Here is an 18864-nt window from a genome sequence, read left to right as displayed (position 1 = left end):
TTATTGCACGTGTACGCTATGCTTACAAAGCTAGCCGTTTACTTGTGGTTCAGGTGGTAGCGGGTGTGTTTGAGTTCACCGGTTTTTGTCAGGGTGTTCTTCTTGATGAGATCCGAAAGGTCTCGGCCGGACGTGTGCGATGAGTTTCCCGTCCGCTGCGAGGACACCTTTTCGATGTTGCGCAAGCTGGGGCAGTACCGGTTCTCGCGCGGATGCCGCAATTGAACGCAGCTGCATTCCGCAATCAGCCGCTCATCAACAGAATCCCTTGCTTTGTGGCAAAAAAAGGGTACTTTTTGCCACAAAATAGGTTAACCATAATAAATGCAATCGGTTCAAAATAAGGTAGTTGCGCGTGTTTATGGGAAAGGAAGGGGTTGGGTCTTTACTCCGATTCGTTTTCTTGATCTTGGTTCACATAGAGCCATGGCAATGGCTTTGTCTCGTCTAGAAAAGGCGGGAACCATCCGCCACCTTGCTCGCAACGGTGGTAGAACATAAGAAAGCCTTTTACCGGAGCGCTTGGGCGAGCTACGAGACTGCGGTGCGTGGGATCTTAAGATTGCTGCCGAAAGAAGAGCGTATCAAGGAACTGGATGCGGACTTGAAATCCATGACGGAAATGTTCTTTGGCCAACCACCGAAACTGGATTCGGTCATTCATACGCTTCGCGTGTGGGAAGCCCGTTTCAACGGCGGCTCTCAGTGATGGCGGCTTGCTGCTGTGTGCTGCTCGACTTCGAGCTTAGGTCTTTTTTAGCTCTTGGATCCTCTGTCTCTATCACTTTGTAATCGTTTTTTGGGTACTAGTTTCAAGTGGAAAGCAAAGCTCTGCTCGCACGCTTGAAAACCTGCCCTTCGGCGAGAACGGGGACACAAGACGCAAGGGAGGGGGATCGCCCGACCTACAGGCGAAGCATGAACCGCAGATTGGGGACACCCTTGCGACGCGTGAGGGGCTGGCCCCTTAGCCGATTCCCTTGGTCATTTCCTCAACCGCTGGGGCGAATCTTGTTCGTGAATTGGGAGCAAATCGAGTACACAGAAATAAGGGAACGGGAACATCGAATTGCAGGGCTGAGGTTTTGACGAGTGCTTCTCGTCTCTCTTTTTCTGTGTGGCGTTTCTTTTTATGATTTCCCTGGGGTTTAGGGGAAATACAAGACGGTCAGGCCAGCATCTAAATTGTTCATTCGTTTAGTTAATTCTAGCACCTCTGGTACGCGGCTCAATTCCGGAAACCAATTGGCATCTTCGTATCGGTCTAGTTCCTCTCTCGCATCAGATTCATCAACTGTAGCTGAACTAAATGGAGGTGGTGGCCTGTTGGTGAGAACGAACGGGAGTTTGAATTCGGCACGAGAATAGGACCATCGAACCACACCATTGTATGTCCAAACCAGAACTATTTTGTGGCGAGAAATGTCTACATAGCGAATGGCGGTTGCCGTAAGTGTGGATTCGAATTCGGCTGCTAGTTTCCCTATCAGTTCAAATGAGGGGAATTCTCTCCCACAAGACTTTCTGAAGTAAAAAGTAGGCATAAGAAGTTCAGCAGCGAAATGGTTGGCCTCAATCTCCATTGGAGACCTCCCGTAGTCTCTCATGTCCTCCTCGTTGCAGAGAAACTGTGAGGTGTTTTCATGCAACTCCCAGTGTCCAAGTTCATGGGCTACTGTAAACCTGGTTTTACCGGGGTAGAGCTCCGAAGGAACTGCGTTTATTACACCTATTCCGTTTTTTCGGATCAATCGTCCCTCGGCTCCTTTCATTGAGCCATAGCGTACGAACGCATTCCTGTAGGCTGCCAACTTTTCCAGGGGAACCTCCCTTGGATGCGGATCGCCCAGTTCTTTCCAAAGCTTGAAGGCGGCGGCTCTAGCTCGAGTCAAATTGGCTTGGCTACTTGTCTGACTCCTCATTAAGCAAATCCAAAGTCAGAAGCTCAGCTTCGAGTTCGGCAAGATCTTCTTCGGGCGCTTCTTCGAATTTCCTGCAATATACCATAGCGGTATCGGGTGAGGCGTTTTGGAGCGAACTTAGCTTATCCATGACTCTTTTCCTTAAGCCATCGGAAGCCGAAGCCAGCTTCTCCTGGACGGCTTCGAACTTCTGCAGAAACGCGATTCGCTGTTGTCCAGCCGCTTCAAGTTTGATGCGAGCGTTTGCGCCACGCAGTTGTTCTGCGGCCCAAGACTTCAAGCTCGACGTATCGATTTTCTCCTTTGCCAGCAGATTCTTGGCCTCTTCGTGGGGTGGCAGCGAGTCCGTTTCGTAGGCGTACGACGAGAGCTTGGCTAGGAAATGGGTTCCTGAGTCGTTGTTTTTTTCAGTACTCATAGGTTCTCCTAAATGCTTTATTGTTGGGCTGGCTCGTTTTCTTGCCGGAATTTTGCGATTAAATCCGATTCGAGTATTTTTCTCATTCGTTTTCTGGCTGCGTCGTACTCATCAGTGGTAATCTCTGCGTCTTCAACTATCTCGGCTCGTTTACGAGCCCCATTGAATATAGCCATAGCGATCCTTTGTTCAATAGAACCTTCTCCAAGGGCTTCGAGTATCTCAATTGCCCTGTCCTCATCTTCGCTGCGGATCGTGAGCTGAAGAGGGGTAAGCCCGTCGTCTTCGATCGTGTCGAAGAAGTTGATATCCTCGTTTTCGTCGGGTTGAGGATCGCGGAAATTTTGGTTTTCCCAAGACCTCACGAGGTTTGCTATCTCCGTGCTCACAAGCCTCATCAAGATGGTCGAAACGCTCAAGTCTTCTCTCCATTTTGCTCCTCTCAAAAGCTTTTCGAATGCCGTTTGTACGATGGCTTCGATGGTCAATCCTTTACACAAAATGTCTTTGGAGCGGATTCCCCGCCAAGTGAGTTCCCGAATTCTCCTCGTCGCGTAGGCAGTTAGCCTGTCGACGAGAGTGTCGATGTCTTCTCCTGATGCTGCCAATCGGTCGTCGTTTCGCATTACAACCTAAGGTTTTCTATTAAATTTAGGAAAAATCTATCTTTTTCGGCAATTTTTCTCCGCAGGCCAACAATAGCTCTTGGAGACATAAATTTATGATAAAGGAAAACCTAGATAGAGACGAAAATGGGGATCCCTCGAGGGGGATCTCGTTTATTCAAGATGCTTTCGCCACAGAGCAAGAGTGTCTTTTTACAAGCCTGACATCTTCGAGGAGGATTCGGCATTGCGGGGATCGTGGAGAAGTCAACGAGATCTATTTTATTGAGGCACTCAGGCGTTGTCTTCCCGATCGTTACACAGTCGATAAGGCAGCAGTTCTCGATTCTACCGGCAAGGTAAGCGACTCGATTGACGTTGTGATTTTCGATCGTCAATATACTCCGACGCTCCTGGACTCGGATCATCACCGATACGTTCCGGCGGAAAGCGTCTACGCGGTTTTTGAATGCAAACCCAAGATCAACAAGGAGTATTTGGAATACGCTGCAGACAAGGCCGCTTCAGTTCGTATGCTGAAACGCACGAGCATGGGGGTCATGACCATCGATGGACCCAAGCCGGCTCGACCTTTGCCTGACATCATCGCGGGTATTCTGGCAATAAACGTCGAATGGTCGGACGGGTTAGGAAAAGCCTTTGAAAGTACATTCTCCGGGCTTGCTGGCGAACGCCAACTGGATTGCGGTTTCGCTGCCGCTGGTGCCACCTTCGACACGTTTGGCGATGGAAGTCTAACTTTTGGTCCTGAAGGCAATGCGTGGACTTTTTTTATTTTCCGGCTCCTCGACCGACTCAGAGTCGTAGGGACTGTTCCAGCAGTTGATTGGTCGGCTTACGCGCAGGCTCTCTCCAGTCCTATCGTGAAGGAGGTGGCGAATGTTTGATTATTCCAAGCAAATCGAATCTTTCAGAGACAAGAAAGTTCGGCTCGGGAGCGACCTCAAGCAGAAGCTATACGATCACAGGAAGGCGAATCGCGATCGCCTAATCAATAGGCTTCCCGGATACATCGAAGACCTGAGAATCTCATCAGGTTCATTCAAGCCTCAGGGGTCGATGGCGGTTGATACCATCATCAGAACCAAATTCAAATACGAGGAGTACGACATCGATGATGGGCTTGTTCTATGGCGGGATGACCTCGTTGACGAGAACGGGGCCGAGGTTTCAAGCGACCAAGTCCGGAAAATTGTCCTGAAGGCTCTTAAGGACAAGCGATTCGTAAAGCAGCCTAAGCTGGTAACGAATGCTGTTCGTGTTTTCTACAAAGAAGAAGACGAGGAGCGGCACCACATCGATATTCCTATCTACCGGAAATTTGAAGACAAAGACGGTAGGACTATTAGGGAGCTTGCTGGCGAGGATGGTTAGATTGAATCGAACCCCACTCAAGTCAACAGCTGGTTCAATGGTCGTGTTGCCACTTTCAACGAACAGGAGGCAGGCAGGGGCACACAGTTCCGGCGTCTAATTCAACTCCTTAAGAGGTTCTGCAGAAGTCGAGACAACTGGGATATGCCTAGTGGCATGAAGCTGACGATGCTCGTTGCTGAATGCCAACCCAATACTGTTTTGAGGTTGGACGAGGCGTTTCGGGAGTTGTTGGAGAACGCAAAGAACAGGCTTCGATACGACAAGGTCATTCGAAATCTAGCTCATCCTGACCAGCCTGAGCTCACGCGTTCGGATTCGGACAGCAATGTGGAGGAACTGGAGCATAAGATTGATGATGCTCTGGATCAGTTGGCGGTTTTGGATTCCGTCGAAGGAAATAACGAACGTTCCACCCGCTCCGCTTGGGACTGGGTCTTCAAGACTGACGGGTATTTCCGCGAATTTGACGAAAAGCAAGCCAGGCTCGAGGAGAAGGTTGGTTTGATCAATTCGGGATCCGCGTCTACCAGCTCGATTGGCGTCATTGTTTCGGCTGGTGGAGTGGACAACCAACCTCATCGGTTTTATGGCGAGGATTACTAGGTTTCCCAAAACCAACATCTACCGAAGAAACTGCCTCCAGGCATTCCTGATGAGGCGTAATTTTCCAGGTTTTGCCTGTCATGTAGGCCAAAAAGAGCTAAGGTGCATTGGAAAGATCGACCCAGACCCCGAAGGGGTGGATTCGACGGCTTACACGGTTGAAATCTTTTATGGTAAGCTTCCTCTGGTTCGGATTGTTGATCCCTACATCGAACCAAGGTCTGAAATCCACATGTACCGGAGCGGAAACTTATGCCTCTACTACCCGGGCGACTTGAAATGGCATGAAGGCAAAAACCTTCACGAGACCATAGTGCCTTGGACTGCTGAATGGCTAGTGCTGTACGAGTGGTTTCTTCACACCGGAAAATGGGAAGGGCCAGAAGCTCCTCACCGTATCGATTGGCAGTGAAGTGAGATTTTCACTGATGTTTGTGTCCGTCGAATTAACTCTAGAGAACTAAAATAGAACAAGCTAGATGTGACCAATTAGGCACTTGTTGAAAGTGAATTCCGGCCTAGGACTAGATACTTGCTTTATGGGAAAAAAGAGGTAGTTTTTCCCATGAAAATAGAAGGTTGGTGATGGGACAATCCGTTAGAAATAAGATAGTTAAGAGGATTTACGCAAAGCATAGGGGTTGGGTGTTTACTCCAAGCCGATTTCTTGACCTTGGCTCGCGGCGATCTGTTGATGAAGCACTGTCTCTCTTGGAAAAGGCGGGAACCATCCGCCACCTTGCTCGGGGGCTTTACGACTACCCAGCCTCGCATCCGAAACTGGGGGCTCTGAGCGCTCAGCCGGATATGATTGCCCGGGCCTTAAGTGAGAGCGAATCGACCCGCCTGCAGCCTTCTGGCGCCTATGCGGTGAACCTTCTCGGACTATCGCAGCAAGTACCGGCAAAGTATGTGTACTTGACGGATGGGGCTTCGAAACGGATTGAAGTCGGAAACTTGGAAATCCGGCTCAAGCAGACGACACCGAAAAACATGAAGACCGCGGGCAAGACATCAGGTCTAGTCATCCAAGCGTTTCGTTACCTGAAGAAAGACGGGGTCACGCTGAACCATGTTTCGCAGCTGAAACGGACCTTGTCTGAGCAGGACAAGGCTCAGCTCTGGAAGGATCGCGTCTACGCTCCGGCATGGATGCATGATTACTTTAAGGAGATCGCGGAGAATTAGAAAATGGATACCTTTGCAAAGCAGGACGTTGTGGAGCGTGAGATTTTCTTTCGGGAAGCAGCTGTCAAAAAGGGGCTGCAGGCTCACATCATCGAAAAGGATTTTTGGGTCTGCTGGACCTTGAAGCGTCTTTTCGAACTGGATACGCTGAAAGGCAGACTGCTCTTCAAGGGTGGCACTTCATTGTCGAAAGTTCACAAGGCGATAAACCGCTTTTCGGAAGACATAGATCTATCTATCCAGCGAGAGAGCCTTGGTTTCAGTGGCGACTCGGATCCTGCGATTCCTAGCATGAGCAACAAGAAGCGTACAAAGCAAATCGATGCGCTCGCCGATGCAGCCCGAGAGCTGGTAAACGGCAAAGCCCGCGAGGAGTTGACTCGACAGATTGAAACGCACCTTGGTTCTGAAGGTTGGAGTTTAGAAAAAGACGAAACCGACCCTGAAGGACAAAGCCTGGCGTTCGTCTATCCGCGGACGTCGATCACCCAGGCGCCAGCCGCTTACCTAAAGCCCTCGGTTAAGATTGAGTTTGGCGCTCGTGCGGATCACTGGCCAGCTGCGGAACATGAATTGACTCCCTATCTGGCGGAGGCACTTCCCGAAGCGCTGGATGAGCCTTCCGTGAATATCAAGGTCCTTGATGCCAAGCGGACTTTCTGGGAGAAGGCGACGATCCTGCACCAGATGGCGCATCTAGCGGGCGTTAAGAAACTCCCGGCGCGCTACTCGCGTCACTACTGCGATCTCGCTTCGATGATCGAGAGCGGCATCGGCGAGGAAGCCGCCGCAGATGAAGCCTTGCTCGCAACGGTGGTAGAGCATAAGAATGCTTTTTACCGAAGCGCTTGGGCGAGCTACGAGACTGCGGTGCGTGGGACCTTAAGATTGCTGCCGAAAGAAGAGTGTATCAAGGAACTGGATGCGGACTTGAAATCCATGACGGAAATGTTCTTTGGCCAACCACCGAAACTCGATTGGGTCATTCATACGCTTCGCGTGTGGGAATCCCGTTTTAACGGCGACTCTCAGTGATGGCAACTTGCTGCAGCCTGGCTAAAGTTCGACCTTAGATCTTTTCCAGTTTTTGAATCATCTATCACTTTGTAATTATTTTTTGGGCACTGGTTTCAGGTAGGAGCAAAGCTCTGCTCGTTTGAAAACCGGCCCTTCGGCGAGAACGGGGACACAAGACGCAGGGAGGGGGATCGCCCGATCTACAGGCGAAGCATGAGCTGCAGATTGGGGACACTCTTGCGGGGCGTGAGGGGCTGGCTCCTTAGTTCAGGTAGAAGGGATCGTTGTTTGCTTGTCTAATCGTCCCACTTAATGGGGCATTAGATGTCATTTCGCCTTCCACCTATTCAATCTGTTCTGGCACTCGTTTCTTGGGTAGAAGCTATCCTGTTCGATCAAGTGCTCTAGTTTTGCGGCGGCAGTCGGCTTGCTGAGCAGTTTCGCCGCAATCAGTTGATCGAGAATCCACAGGGTCCCGTGGACTTCAACTTGGTGTTTCGTAGCCCCTTTGCGTAACGGTTTGTCGCCGCTGAGAAGCATCGCATCCGTTTCGATTGCCAAAAGCAGAACGCTACAGTTGGTGATGTCTGGACCGGATCCGATTTTTGTCATCAATTCAAATGCTCGTACTAGGAATTCTCCTGAGCACTTGTGGACTGCAATGTTTCCGTTGGAAACGTGGCTTAGTGTTTCTTTGTGAGCGCCGACCTTGAGTTGACCGACTACTAAGTCCGTAGTTGTAGTCGGGTGCCCTAGTTGGAACCACAGGTCAAGGAGGCCTGCGATCTCCAAGTCGATTAAAACATTGGCGTCCTTGACCGCGACCTTCATTGGAAGACGGCGTACTCCCTTCGTATTTGATCAACGGATACTGCAAGAAGCTCGGCTGCTTTGGAGCGAGTGATCTCTCCCTCTGCAAGCGCTCGATACACTAGCTGCTTGAATCGGGTGGAGGTTTCGTCTCCGTGGTAGGCGTCGTCACCTGGTTCCTTCTCTTTCCAACGCTCTTCCTTGTAGGTTTTCCAGAAACGGTTGTACATGGATTCGTTGATGCATTCGAGCTGTCGGGCTCGTACCATGATCGAGGCGATAGATATCCCGTATTTTATTTTCACATCGATTAGTTCGGTTAGCGAAAGGGAAGTGCGACTTTTCCCGAGCTCCATGCGGAAGGCTTCTGCGGGAAGCATCAATGCTCCAGCGAATCGAGGGGCGAGTTTCTCCTCCAATTTTTCATCGACCCCATCAGTTAAACGCCCCTTGAAAAGGACATGTGCAAGCTCATGCAGGAGGGTGTGTCGCTTTCGGGTTAGGCACTGATCGTTGAGGTGCCGAGCGACTCCGGCAATCGGATGTTGGTCGATCCAACCAGAGAAGCCGTCGTGAGTGAGAGGGGCGTCCGCTTCGTATACCTTCACGTTGTTCTCTTCGAGCATCTGGTGAACGTTGGGAATAGCATTGAGTCCGAGTCTCCATTTTTCTCGAAGCGATACCGCCGCATTCTCGGCGTCATCGGGGGTTCGAATCCCTCCCTCTTCGAGAGGATTCTTGAATTCGTCGTTGATGCCGAGAATGGAGAGAATCTCGAAGTAGCGTTCGAAGAAGTCGGTAGCTTGCTGTTGGATAGTGTCGGATTCCTTCTTGCCTGACTTGGAGATCAAACGCCGAAACTTGATGTCCACGATTTCAGAATGTTTGGGGCGAAAGAAGAAGCCATAGCTCTGCCCGGTTGCTTCCGACACTGCCATAAGCACGTCACTGTTGGGCATCATTTCTCCCTTCTCGTACTTGCTGAGGGCGTTGTACGAAACGACGCCACCGATGGCCTGCTCCAGCTTGCGCAGGGAGAGGCCGGACATGGCGCGGGCCTGCTTGAGGCGTTCGGCAAAGATCGCTTTGGGGGCAAGTTGGATCATGTTGACAAAATAAGTGTTGAAAATCTGTTTTGTCAACCTATAGCTATGAAAGCTGAGCATATGCCCAGCTACGCGAAAGCCCCGGCGAATGCCGAGGCTTAGCGGTTAGGTTCTTGTTCGAATCGCTCCTGCAAGGACCGCTTCGAATTCGAAGCCTAGATCTGATGTGAGAGTCGTGATCGTGGTTTCTTCGGGTTTGAGGTCAAGCGCAACGATGCGCATTTGGAGCTACAAACTAGAAAGTGAAATAATGAAAAATTACTACGTAAATGACAACGCTCAACCAACTGGGGAACATGAAGTACACCATGACCAATGCCCCTATTTCCGAATGATGCATAGCAAAACCTATCTCGGGGTTTTCTCGACCTGCCAAGAAGCGGTTCGGGTAGCGAAGGGCGTCTACCGAGATGTTGATGGTTGTGCGACTTGCTCGCCATCGTGCCACACACGGTAAGCTTCAGAAAGCAGAGTTATGAATGGTAAAGCTCACAGATTCATTGGGGGAGCGACTGGTTTTGCTTACAGCGTTCATTTGCACCAGGAGAAGCTGAAGGAAGATCCCGAAGCTGAATTCGATATTGGTAGTGCTATCTTGTATATAGGATTGGGGATCCTAGGTGGAAGTCTGCCGGATCTACTAGAGCCGGCGACGAGTCCAAATCACCGCGGGTTTTTTCATAGCCTTGCCTTCGGGGCCGCAGTTATGGCGTTTGTCTACGGCGAGCATTCGGAGGAATGGGACCCGGAGTTGCGTAAACTGGCGAGGGCTTTTGCTAAGTCGTACCTTTCGCATTTGGCTGCGGACCTAACGACTCCGAAGGGGTTGCCGCTATTGCATCCTAGAATCGCTTGATTTCTGTTTTTGATTCGCTGAAGGCTTCCGAAGGAAGCAGTTCGAATGGGGGAGGGTTGGGATTCCTTTTCTGTACCAAGAAATTGTATACAAATTTTTGACGGAGTAGGAGCTTTGCTATTCGAGAGTTGGCTTTAGGCAGGTGGTTTTGTGAAAAATTGACCTCCGACGTTTGACCCCTTCACGATCGAAGTACTGATCCCATTGGCCGCTTCGACCATGCAATTCAAGGGCTGACCCCATTCGACTGTTCTTCTAGCTGGCGATAAGAAACTACCTGCCCGCTACTCGCGTCACTACTGCGATTTCGCTTCGATGATCGAGAGCGGCATCGGCGAGGAAGCCGCTGCGGACGAAGCCTTGCTCGCAACGGTGGTAGAACATAAGAAAGCCTTTTGTCGAAGCGCTTGGGCGAGCTATGAGACTGCGGTGCGTGGGACCCTGAGATTACTGCCGAAAAAAGAGCGTATCAAGGAATTGGATGCGGATTTGAAATCCATGACGGAAATGTTCTTTGGCCAACCACCGAAACTCGATTCGGTCATTCATACGCTTCGCGTTTGGGAAGCCCGTTTCAACGGCGGCACTCGGTGATGGCAGCTTGCCGCAGTGAGGCTCAACTTCGAACTTAGGTTTTTCAACTATAGAATCCTCTATCGCTTTGTATTCGTTTTTTGGGCCCAGGCTTCAAATAAGAGCAAGACTCTGCTCGCTCGCTTGAAAAACTGCCCTTCGGCGAGGACGGGGGACACAAGACGCAGGGGAGGGGGATCGCCCAATTTACAGGCGAAGCATGAGCCGCAGATTGGGGACACCCTTGCGGTGCGTGAAGGGCTGGCTTGGTGTTGAGGAGACTTTACCCAGTGTGATTAGTCTAGCCTCGGTCAGCGGGAGAGTGAGGGGGAGTCGAATGTTGGTGAGCGATATCAGAGGGATTTGACTTTCGACGTTGGACTCCTTCTTCGATCTACGTATCCATTATTTGGGCAATTACCTCTTAAACGTACACACGTTCTGACTCCGTCCTTTTCGAGGGGGGGTAGAGGTGGATTGCAGAGAGGCCAATCGCAATAAACTATGAGCTGACCCAATGCGCGGGGAGTCGAAACGGGTGACGGCAGGATTATTGGAATCCTCAGAGTACTGATCGTAGGAAGTAAAAAAAGTCCATTGTGACGTTGACTTGTTGATTTTTGTCACCTCAATTGAGGTCAAATTTATCAACATCTCACAAATGGAAGCACTTATCATAGACAACCCTGAAGAAGCTAACAATCGACTCAACGAGCTTGGGTTGTCTGAGAAGGACCTCATTGACATTGCAATGGCAATGGTTGGGGCAAAGCGTGACACCACCAAAAACGACGTTGCGGGTGCAGGCGGCTTAAGATCCTGGATGGACGGTACCCGAAGGGCACGCGAGATCCTTACCATGCAAGGCTGGAAAAGGGATAGAACGGCACAAGTTGAGTCTGTGGCCAATAAGCAGCTAGGCATTAGGCTCATCGTTTGCAACACTGACGCGAGCACAGGTTTGCCCAACAGCATCCCGCAAAACTCCTCCAAAAAGGGTACGGGCACTCAAAGCAACGTTAACTGCAACCAGCAAAATTTTTTCAGCCAACTTGGCTTTGAAAACCAAGCCTCAGCGGGCAGCGAATTTGTAACGTGGTACCTTTGCGTATACGGCGGCAAGGAAACAATGCGAGCTGAACTCTCATGCCCAACTGTTATGGCAAACGGGTATTTTGTTGAGTTCCGTGAGCGAATTATACTCTCAGGCGAAAATGATGATTTCAACGGCACCAAAACCGGGCGCAAGCCCGTTGCACCAACAAGTACCCCTGTACAAGAATACGACATATCTGTCGTCCGTAAGACTGGCACTGAATGAACTTTAACCCACTTCGACTCAGCCTCGCCCGCAAACGGCGTCAGCTGAATCAGAAGCGGTTAGCGGAGGAGATAGACGGAGCACCCCTAACCATTTCACGATGGGAAAAGGGCACACATGTACCTACACGTGAAAACGTGCAGGCCCTCGCTGCTGCTTTGGAATTTCCAGCGGAGTTTTTCTATGGCTCTGATTCAACTGAACCTGAGAAGCGGGACGTAAGCTTTCGCAGTCAAAAGGGCATGACGGCCAAAGTGCGCGACGCCGCGTTGGCCGCTGGTTCTATTGGCTTCTTGCTCAACGAATGGGTTGAGGCACGCTTTTCCCTCCCGGTTGTAAACGTGCCTGACCTTGGCGGCGTTGAGCCTGAACAGGCAGCCCGGCATTTGCGTGAAATTTGGGGACTTGGCGAAGTGCCAATTACCAACATGGTAGAGCTGCTTGAGTCCAAAGGTGTACGCGTCTTCTCGCTTGTTCAAAACACCAAAACCGTTAACGCGTACTCCTTGTGGCAGTGCGGTAAACCCTTTGTGTTTCTAAACACGTTCAAAAGCGCTGAGAGCAGTCGCTTTGACGCGGCCCATGAGCTAGCCCACCTTGTGCTCCACCAAGATGGGGCAATAACTGGCAGGGAGGCTGAGGACCAAGCGGACCAATTTTCCTCTGCTTTTCTAATGCCTAGGGCTGACGTTATCGCATGCTGCGCAAACGAGGTGTTTAGCGTGCACTCCATCCTAATGCACAAAAAGCGGTGGAAGGTTTCAGCCATGGCTCTAAACTACACGCTGCACAAAATTGGCATTCTGAGCGATTGGCGATATCGCGACTTTAGCATTGCTTTAGCCCGTATGGGTTACCGCAGAGGAGAGCCAAAGGGTATGCCACGTGAACGGTCTATGGTGTGGGGAAAGGTGCTGACCATGCTTTGGGGTGAAGGTGTAACGACGGCAGATATCGCCAAGCAGCTTAGCCTTCCGGTATCGGAGGTTGAGGACCTTGTGTTTGACGCTGCCTATCAAGGCAATGGAGCAAGCTTGGATAGAAAAAAGCGAAGTGAAGCGCCAAAACTAGAGTGCTTATGAGTGAAGGCGAAAAGGTTGCTTTGCTTATTTCCTAGTCCAAATAGCTAAAACCTGATCTCGTTAATTTCTCCAGTTTTGTCACAATCCTGCTATACCGACTTTCGCGAGTGAGGTGCTTGCACGGTTGCGGAAGCGGGTTGATTATGCCTCCATTTAGGCAATCGCTTTCTTCGCTCATCTTTGGCGCATTTCTTGTTTTTGAGATGTGAAAGAAATCGGCCAAGCAAGTTTAATATTGATAGAGATTGGATTGACCCCATCCAGCTCCCCCTTTTTGGGACTTTCCTTAGCCGAGTTTGTAAAGGCAGGCCAATAGCAATTTATATAGAAGTATAGTGTCTAAAAGGAAACAAAGACGGAAGCTCATCAAGTGTAAGCTAACTGGTATTGAGGGGCTAGGGGTTGACTCGCACATCATTCCCAGAAGTTTTTATAGGTGGAAAGGATTTAAATCAAGAATCCGAAAACACGAATTGATTGCATTGCAGGGGGATGACTCGTTTCGTCCTCAAAGAGCAACAGCCAAAGGAATTTACGATAATTCAATTTTAGTTTTGGAGGGGGAGGCACTTTTCTCAGACTGGGATGGTTATGCGTGCGAGTTGCTTGTGAAGCTCAAAGCAAATGGTCAACGCATCTTCGTTGACGGAAAGGAAGCTGGATTGGAGATAGCAGACTACGATTATACCAAGCTAAAGCTGTTTTTCGTATCGCTTCTCTGGCGAGCGCATACAACAAAGCATCTCTTTTTTGGGAACGTGGAACTCGATGATTCCCACGAAAAGAAAATTAGACAAATGATCCTAAATGGTTTGCCAGGTGAAGTGGATGATTATCCCGTAACAATAGGATATTGCGAAGACAATAAGGGCGGGTGGCTTCCTGTTGCGAGTCCTTGGTGTAGCATGCGAGGAAATAAAAAATACTACACGTTTTTTCTGGCAAGCTGGATCGTGCAGATCAGGCCTGATGATGAAGGGTGCGACCCTGACGAGCACTTTTATGCTTTATCGCCACACTGGCCGCTCAGGCTCGCAAACTTAGGCAGGTTGCAAGACTTAACTATTTTCAAGGACTGGATGCTGCCTAAGATGAAAGAAAGATGGGAGAATGAGCCAGGATCTTGGACTTTTTAGTCATTCAAAGATGTTTGGTAAAAGAAGGTTAGCTTCCAATGGTATCGGAAGTCGAATCGCTCAGGTAGTAGTTGGAAAGTGGTGACGAGGATTTGGTTAGGCTTATCTCGCAGGATTTATCGATACTTTCCTGCCTCTGTTTTTTTAACATAGAAACGTTTTCTAAAGAGTGGCTTTTCGAAACCTGAATGAAATCAAAAAACAAGGTGCGATCTCATTGGGTTTTCGCTAGCCAGAGGTTTACCGATCAAATTCCGAAAGATTTTGTGCAGCACTATTGAGTCCTTCCTCGCACAGTCGGTCTATGAGTTGCAGCGCTCGGAGCTGGGCTGGATTGCCCTCAAGTTGTTGGTATGCTCGAAACACGATAGGGCCAATCTTGTATTCCTCTGCCGCATATTGGGTGCTGATGTCGTGGGCTTCGGCTGCGTATCGATCAACAAAATGCTCGCAAACTTCGATAGCAACGTCGGGTAGGGTGTGTTTCGAATCTTCCAAGGCATAGAATAACATCGTTGGTGAAACAGTAAATGCCGAGCTTTTCAGGAATTTCGCGATTAGGCTGACGTATTCAGTAAGTGGAACTTCTGGCTTTTGCCAGAGCTGCCAGAAGCAATGGGAAGCTTCCTTTTGAACGGCTTTGTCGGTATCGTCGAATAAATCACCCAACACTTGTTCACACCACGAACGGCAATTCGAATGAGTTAGGTTATGTTCGGCGATTTCGGCAATACCGAGGCGAGAAGCAGCGTTGCCGCCCATGGCAAATTCAACAATGGCTTCTTCGGTTACGTGAGTTAGTCGAGCAAGTGCTGCAAGCCTACCCCCCGTTTGACGGACCTTTGTTTCTTCGGAATACAACATTCTCTCGATGTAAGGGCGCATTATGGGCATGTGTGTTAAGAGGCCGCGGCGAATAAACGCCTCGGCGTATTGCGTCCCAAGCAAAGCATCGTCGGTTTGGGACAGCGTTTCGAAAAGCGTCAACGCAAGCTTTTCATCGTGCAGAGCAACTCCGAACAATGTTGAAACCGTGCAAGCCCGAACAGAAATGTTTGGATCAGTGACCAGATGTTCGATTGTCGGAAGAAACACGTCGAGGTAGTGTTTATCTGCGTTGAGTAAGATGCGAAGTTTGTCGGCGATGCACCCACGTACGGTGTTGATTCCGCAATTCAGGATATCGCCACCAAAAGACGCCGATTGGCCTTCCTTCTCAACACGCCAGTGTTCACGGTCAGGATCTGGATGTTCTCTCGCGAGGTGAGAAATAAATTCGATTGCATCAGATGGTAGAAACTCATCCGTGATTCTGCTCAACAAATCGACGGCTGGTCTCAGGCATGCTTTGTCATCTGAGCTGAAGACTCTGCGAGTTACCTCAATCTTTAGGGACGATGCGATCGCTGCGTCATTCAGGCCATAGAGGACATTCATCCAATAGCAAGGAGCGACATCGGATGGAAAGCGAAGCGCTAGTCGTGCGAAACGATCCGGCTCCTCCTTTACTAGTTCTTGCATCATGGCAGCAAATGATTGTTCGCCGCCACGTTCTGGGTGTTCCCAATCCGAATGGTGCCCGACGCCACGGTATGTTTCGATCATAGCAAGCCAGTCGTCGTCACTCAATTCTTTGGCGTCCTCCTTGGGGACTGGAGATACAATCTCATAGCAACGAATTCCTTGTGGTTCTGCGTCGGGCTTCCCAAAATTCTTCGTCAACATCGCGATGCGTTCCAGTGTTCGTTTGTGACACCGCTCAGGAGGTAGCGCGGAGAGTAGATTGAAGCTCTCACGGCCTCGAATCACTGCTGCGTCTTCACTTTGCTCGTAATTGGTCACATAGCTGGCGAGCAAATCTTCCAGTTTTTGAAAGGTTTCCTGCGAACAACACGACGACAATTTTTTGATCATGCAACGACTGAACCAGTGCGAACTATCGGAATAGCCAGAATGCAAACGCGACGGTTCTTCGCATAGTAGTAGCAACGCTTCGTCAGCAAAGGGTTCGCCGCCTACCGTGTAGGCTTGCAGAAGCAGACTGTTGGTGGTTTTTGTCGATCTGCCTCGAAGCTGTGCTATATATGGTCTGAGGTCTTCTGGAGTTTGCTGCCCGAGGTTTTCAAAGGCAGCCTCACACGCAGCGAGATACGATTCACTGAGAGATGGGTGTTTACTCTTAATGCGAATTGACCAAATGGAGTCATGTGTGAGGCCGTCATCTTTAGAAAACGCCGTGGCTTCAGTGGTCCGCATGATGGCGGGAAGAACATGCGACAGAAACGCTGACGGAGCTTTGCCAGCGCTATAGAAAAGATCTTTCACTCCAACTCCTTCTCGAATTCGGAAATCTTGAGACTGAATATCGTCACTGGTTTCTTCTACTTTCGCGATTTGCCGATCAAGCCAGCGAGCCGCAGCTTCGGCGCACCAATCAGGCCTTTCCTTCGAAAGTCCATAAAGTGTATTCCAAAAAGTGCCGTTAGGAGCAAAGCAACCCTGAGCATCGTCGAGCGTGCCATCTTTAAGTAGGCGGAGGAACAACTCAAAATATCGGCGACTTTTTCCAATGCAGCGGGCCGACATCATATAGCGTAACCGACGAATCCACTCACCTCCATTACCGACAAAAGGTTCGATCAATTCCGTCACCCGGTCTGCGTGCTCGTAAGTTTGCCAGTGTAGATATTTGGTTACGAAGTCCTCCAACTTCGGCTCATTCGAGTGTAGGCAGCGATCAACGAAGCCAAGGCGATCCGCGACGATGAACAGCGAGCGAGAAGCTTGAAATACTTCAAAGGCACGCGATGATATTTTGTCGGAGTTCGCCTTCTCGCAGCGTAGGCAATTGAGTTCAGCCTCGATACGCGGCAGCAGGATCGCCCATTCGTCGTCACCTGGGTGGGGAAATGCAGCGATCAATTCAATTATCAACAGCTTCAAATGCGACCGAATTTTTCCGCTCGCAAGTAGGGCGACGGTATTCCGCAAGTAACGCGGTCGATCATCCTCGCGAAGATACACCAGGACTTGGCGTGTCTGTGCCCGGCGAAAGAGATGCTGAGCATCAGCCTCGAGAAAATCGACCAGGTCCTGCCTGCCAGCGGCAAAGGTGCGCGCAAAGCAGTAGTCAAAAAAGCTCTCGTGGCCGAATCCGTAGCGTTTTCCATCGAAAGTTAAAACCCCGACAGAGACCATCACGTCGAGAAAGCGTGGCGAAAAATCATCAAGTCGCACTTTCGGCACAGAGATCTCCTGCGCTTCGTTCATCGACTGTACCAACGTTTCAATGATTTGTATCCACTGATTCGCGTCGTTAGGTCGAACACGCTCCAACTCAACTCGCTTTGTTCGCCAGTAGACATCAAACAGTTCTTTTTGCGAAATGAAACTCGCCGGAGCGCAACGTACGAGGCCCGAGTCTACATATAGTGCGAGGTTTTGCGGAAGACGCAGCAATCGCAATTGCGTTTGGCCCAACTGTGTAGGAGTGCAGTCTTCCGCCTCTAGCGTGGTGCGGACTTCTGATTCAGACAGTTCACCGAGCGAAAAGGAAGTTTCATCAACTGGACATAAAGCCCGCAACCTCGCGTCATGGTCGAAATCGAATTTTCGGCACGCGAGCAGGAGATGTATTTCCGTTTCTGCACGGAGAGCGCGAACCTCGCCAATGACGGCTGCGAGCGTATCAAAGAAATCAGGATGACGGCCGGATGTTGTACTCACGAAGTCGAGTTGATCGACAACAAGCACAACCTTTTTCCCTGGGTAAGAGCGAGCTAGCACTAACGCCGGCGATTCTGGCAATCCAATCTCTGCACCTAGCGCCGCAGTAGTCTGGACTGGTTGCATCCGATCTAGTCGAAAGGCAAGAACAGGCACACCTTGTTCAACGAGTTCCTCGATGATTTCCAGTAGGCATCCACTCTTTCCGCTGCCAGCGGGGCCAGTTACAATGATGTCGTGCCCAAGGCCTGCATCCATGATTTTGGCGACAATATTGGCTGAAGCGACGCGCGGTATCATTTGACCACGAATCAGTTTGGAACGCTGACCGGCGATGTATGTTTCGGTAACCGCTCTAAGTACATGCAGGGCTTTCTCTCCGAATGAAAAAGTCCGAGGACCAATTTTCAGCTCGTTTAGGTGGCTCCAAATTGACTCTTTGGTAAGGAATCGATGTACGCTGTCCTGATAAAAAGCTCTGAGGCAACCGAGAGTTGCCATCCCCGGTGCTTCGGACAACACGCCGAGTGAAAAGCAAAGGTCTTGCGATAGAGTGTGGTCGTCGGAACTCCTGACCTCAATTCCACAAAGCAAATCAAACGTTTCGGCTTCTTTTGCGTTACCCCAAATACGGCACAATTCGTCAAATTGCTTTCGCCATTTTCCTTCAACAAGGAACTTTGCTATAAAGTCTGTAAAGCCCTCGACGTATGTTTCTGCACTCTCAAGCGCATCGCGGGCACGCTCGGCAAGCGTACGCAATTCCGGCGCGTCGGTGATTGATGCAAATACACAACGATGCCCGCTTCGCCGCTGTTCGAGAAAGAACTGCAAAATACCTTCGTTAGACAAAGCTCTTAGCGTCCAGTTTGCTTGACTGAGGAGCTGCCTCTTAATCTGCCAGTATTCACGTTGTGCATTCCGCTCTATCCAGAATTCCGCGCCATCGACTCGCGGCTCTTCAATGCGAATGCGGTCCGCCTTCTCGTGTAAGATTTCTAGCATTGCACGAACACCCCAAAGTGCTTCATACGTGGTGCCCGCTTTTTCTGCTGCTCCACCTGGAAGACTACTCATTGTTCACGCTTTCGTTCACATTTTAA

At 50.1% G+C, this 18864-nt stretch carries 18 protein-coding genes; 12 read left to right on the top strand and 6 right to left on the bottom strand.

The genetic code is table 11. The features are described 5' to 3' along the window. The first annotated feature begins 487 nt into the window (after positions 1 to 487). Positions 488 to 709: a hypothetical protein gene (locus QEH53_RS01695; protein WP_309021382.1), complete on the top strand. Its 222-nt coding sequence runs from the start codon at positions 488 to 490 to the stop codon at positions 707 to 709. A gap of 439 nt (positions 710 to 1148) precedes the next feature. Here the strand turns inward: QEH53_RS01695 and QEH53_RS01690 are convergent, their stop codons facing one another. The 3 genes from QEH53_RS01690 to QEH53_RS01680 form a co-directional block, all read right to left on the bottom strand. After that, entirely contained in the window at positions 1149 to 1772 is a 624-nt protein-coding gene (locus QEH53_RS01690) for an ImmA/IrrE family metallo-endopeptidase (protein WP_309021381.1), read from the bottom strand. Positions 1773 to 1902: 130 nt separating this feature from the next. Then, positions 1903 to 2340: a hypothetical protein gene (locus QEH53_RS01685; protein ID WP_309021380.1), complete on the bottom strand. Its 438-nt coding sequence runs from the start codon at positions 2338 to 2340 to the stop codon at positions 1903 to 1905. A gap of 17 nt (positions 2341 to 2357) precedes the next feature. After that, positions 2358 to 2966, bottom strand: a complete 609-nt coding sequence (locus tag QEH53_RS01680) for a hypothetical protein (protein WP_309021379.1) — start codon at positions 2964 to 2966, stop codon at positions 2358 to 2360. A gap of 95 nt (positions 2967 to 3061) precedes the next feature. Between QEH53_RS01680 and QEH53_RS01675 the strand changes: the two genes are divergently transcribed. The 6 genes from QEH53_RS01675 to QEH53_RS01650 all read left to right on the top strand — a co-directional run bounded on the left by QEH53_RS01675 (position 3062) and on the right by QEH53_RS01650 (position 7169). Next, on the top strand, positions 3062 to 3853 hold the full coding sequence (locus QEH53_RS01675) for a DUF6602 domain-containing protein (protein WP_309021378.1): 792 nt from the start codon (positions 3062 to 3064) through the stop codon (positions 3851 to 3853). Continuing rightward, positions 3846 to 4340, top strand: coding sequence for a cyclic GMP-AMP synthase DncV-like nucleotidyltransferase (locus QEH53_RS01670; protein WP_309021377.1), 495 nt, complete (start codon positions 3846 to 3848; stop codon positions 4338 to 4340). The genes QEH53_RS01675 and QEH53_RS01670 overlap by 8 nt, the downstream gene beginning before the upstream one ends. A 144-nt stretch (positions 4341 to 4484) precedes the next feature. After that, positions 4485 to 4946 (top strand): hypothetical protein, encoded by a 462-nt coding sequence (locus QEH53_RS01665; protein ID WP_309021376.1) that lies wholly within the window; start codon positions 4485 to 4487, stop codon positions 4944 to 4946. Between the two features lie 49 nt (positions 4947 to 4995). After that, positions 4996 to 5358 carry a hypothetical protein gene (locus QEH53_RS01660; RefSeq protein ID WP_309021375.1) on the top strand — a complete coding sequence of 121 codons (363 nt, stop codon included), beginning with the start codon at positions 4996 to 4998 and terminating at the stop codon, positions 5356 to 5358. Positions 5359 to 5531: 173 nt separating this feature from the next. Beyond that, positions 5532 to 6134: a DUF6088 family protein gene (locus tag QEH53_RS01655; RefSeq protein ID WP_309021374.1), complete on the top strand. Its 603-nt coding sequence runs from the start codon at positions 5532 to 5534 to the stop codon at positions 6132 to 6134. A 3-nt stretch (positions 6135 to 6137) separates the two neighbouring features. Continuing rightward, positions 6138 to 7169: a nucleotidyl transferase AbiEii/AbiGii toxin family protein gene (locus tag QEH53_RS01650; RefSeq protein ID WP_309021373.1), complete on the top strand. Its 1032-nt coding sequence runs from the start codon at positions 6138 to 6140 to the stop codon at positions 7167 to 7169. 309 nt (positions 7170 to 7478) lie between these two features. On the opposite strand, the gene QEH53_RS01645 is transcribed toward QEH53_RS01650, so the two are convergent. Next, positions 7479 to 7982 (bottom strand): hypothetical protein, encoded by a 504-nt coding sequence (locus tag QEH53_RS01645; RefSeq protein WP_309021372.1) that lies wholly within the window; start codon positions 7980 to 7982, stop codon positions 7479 to 7481. After that, complete coding sequence (locus QEH53_RS01640) at positions 7979 to 9067, bottom strand: XRE family transcriptional regulator (protein WP_309021371.1); 1089 nt, start codon at positions 9065 to 9067, stop codon at positions 7979 to 7981. Before QEH53_RS01640 ends, QEH53_RS01645 begins: the two co-directional genes overlap by 4 nt. Before the next feature lie 475 nt (positions 9068 to 9542). On the opposite strand from QEH53_RS01640, the gene QEH53_RS01635 reads away from it, so the two are divergent. The 5 genes from QEH53_RS01635 (at position 9543) to QEH53_RS01615 (ending at position 14035) form a co-directional block, all read left to right on the top strand. Beyond that, positions 9543 to 9923 (top strand): metal-dependent hydrolase, encoded by a 381-nt coding sequence (locus QEH53_RS01635; protein WP_309021370.1) that lies wholly within the window; start codon positions 9543 to 9545, stop codon positions 9921 to 9923. A 315-nt stretch (positions 9924 to 10238) separates the two neighbouring features. Next, entirely contained in the window at positions 10239 to 10517 is a 279-nt protein-coding gene (locus QEH53_RS01630) for a hypothetical protein (RefSeq protein WP_345785692.1), read from the top strand. A 640-nt stretch (positions 10518 to 11157) separates the two neighbouring features. Further along, on the top strand, positions 11158 to 11817 hold the full coding sequence (locus QEH53_RS01625) for a hypothetical protein (protein WP_309021369.1): 660 nt from the start codon (positions 11158 to 11160) through the stop codon (positions 11815 to 11817). Then, on the top strand, positions 11814 to 12899 hold the full coding sequence (locus QEH53_RS01620; protein ID WP_309021368.1) for an XRE family transcriptional regulator: 1086 nt from the start codon (positions 11814 to 11816) through the stop codon (positions 12897 to 12899). The genes QEH53_RS01625 and QEH53_RS01620 overlap by 4 nt, the downstream gene beginning before the upstream one ends. A gap of 473 nt (positions 12900 to 13372) precedes the next feature. Beyond that, positions 13373 to 14035 (top strand): hypothetical protein, encoded by a 663-nt coding sequence (locus tag QEH53_RS01615; RefSeq protein ID WP_309021367.1) that lies wholly within the window; start codon positions 13373 to 13375, stop codon positions 14033 to 14035. 240 nt (positions 14036 to 14275) lie between these two features. On the opposite strand, the gene QEH53_RS01610 is transcribed toward QEH53_RS01615, so the two are convergent. Then, positions 14276 to 18838 carry a hypothetical protein gene (locus tag QEH53_RS01610; RefSeq protein WP_309021366.1) on the bottom strand — a complete coding sequence of 1521 codons (4563 nt, stop codon included), beginning with the start codon at positions 18836 to 18838 and terminating at the stop codon, positions 14276 to 14278. Positions 18839 to 18864: the final 26 nt, after the last annotated feature.

The sequence above is a fragment of the Pelagicoccus sp. SDUM812002 genome (assembly GCF_031127835.1).
Lineage (GTDB): Bacteria > Verrucomicrobiota > Verrucomicrobiia > Opitutales > Opitutaceae > Pelagicoccus.
Note: the sequence above shows the minus strand (reverse complement) of the source record. Positions and strands in the feature narration are given on the sequence as shown.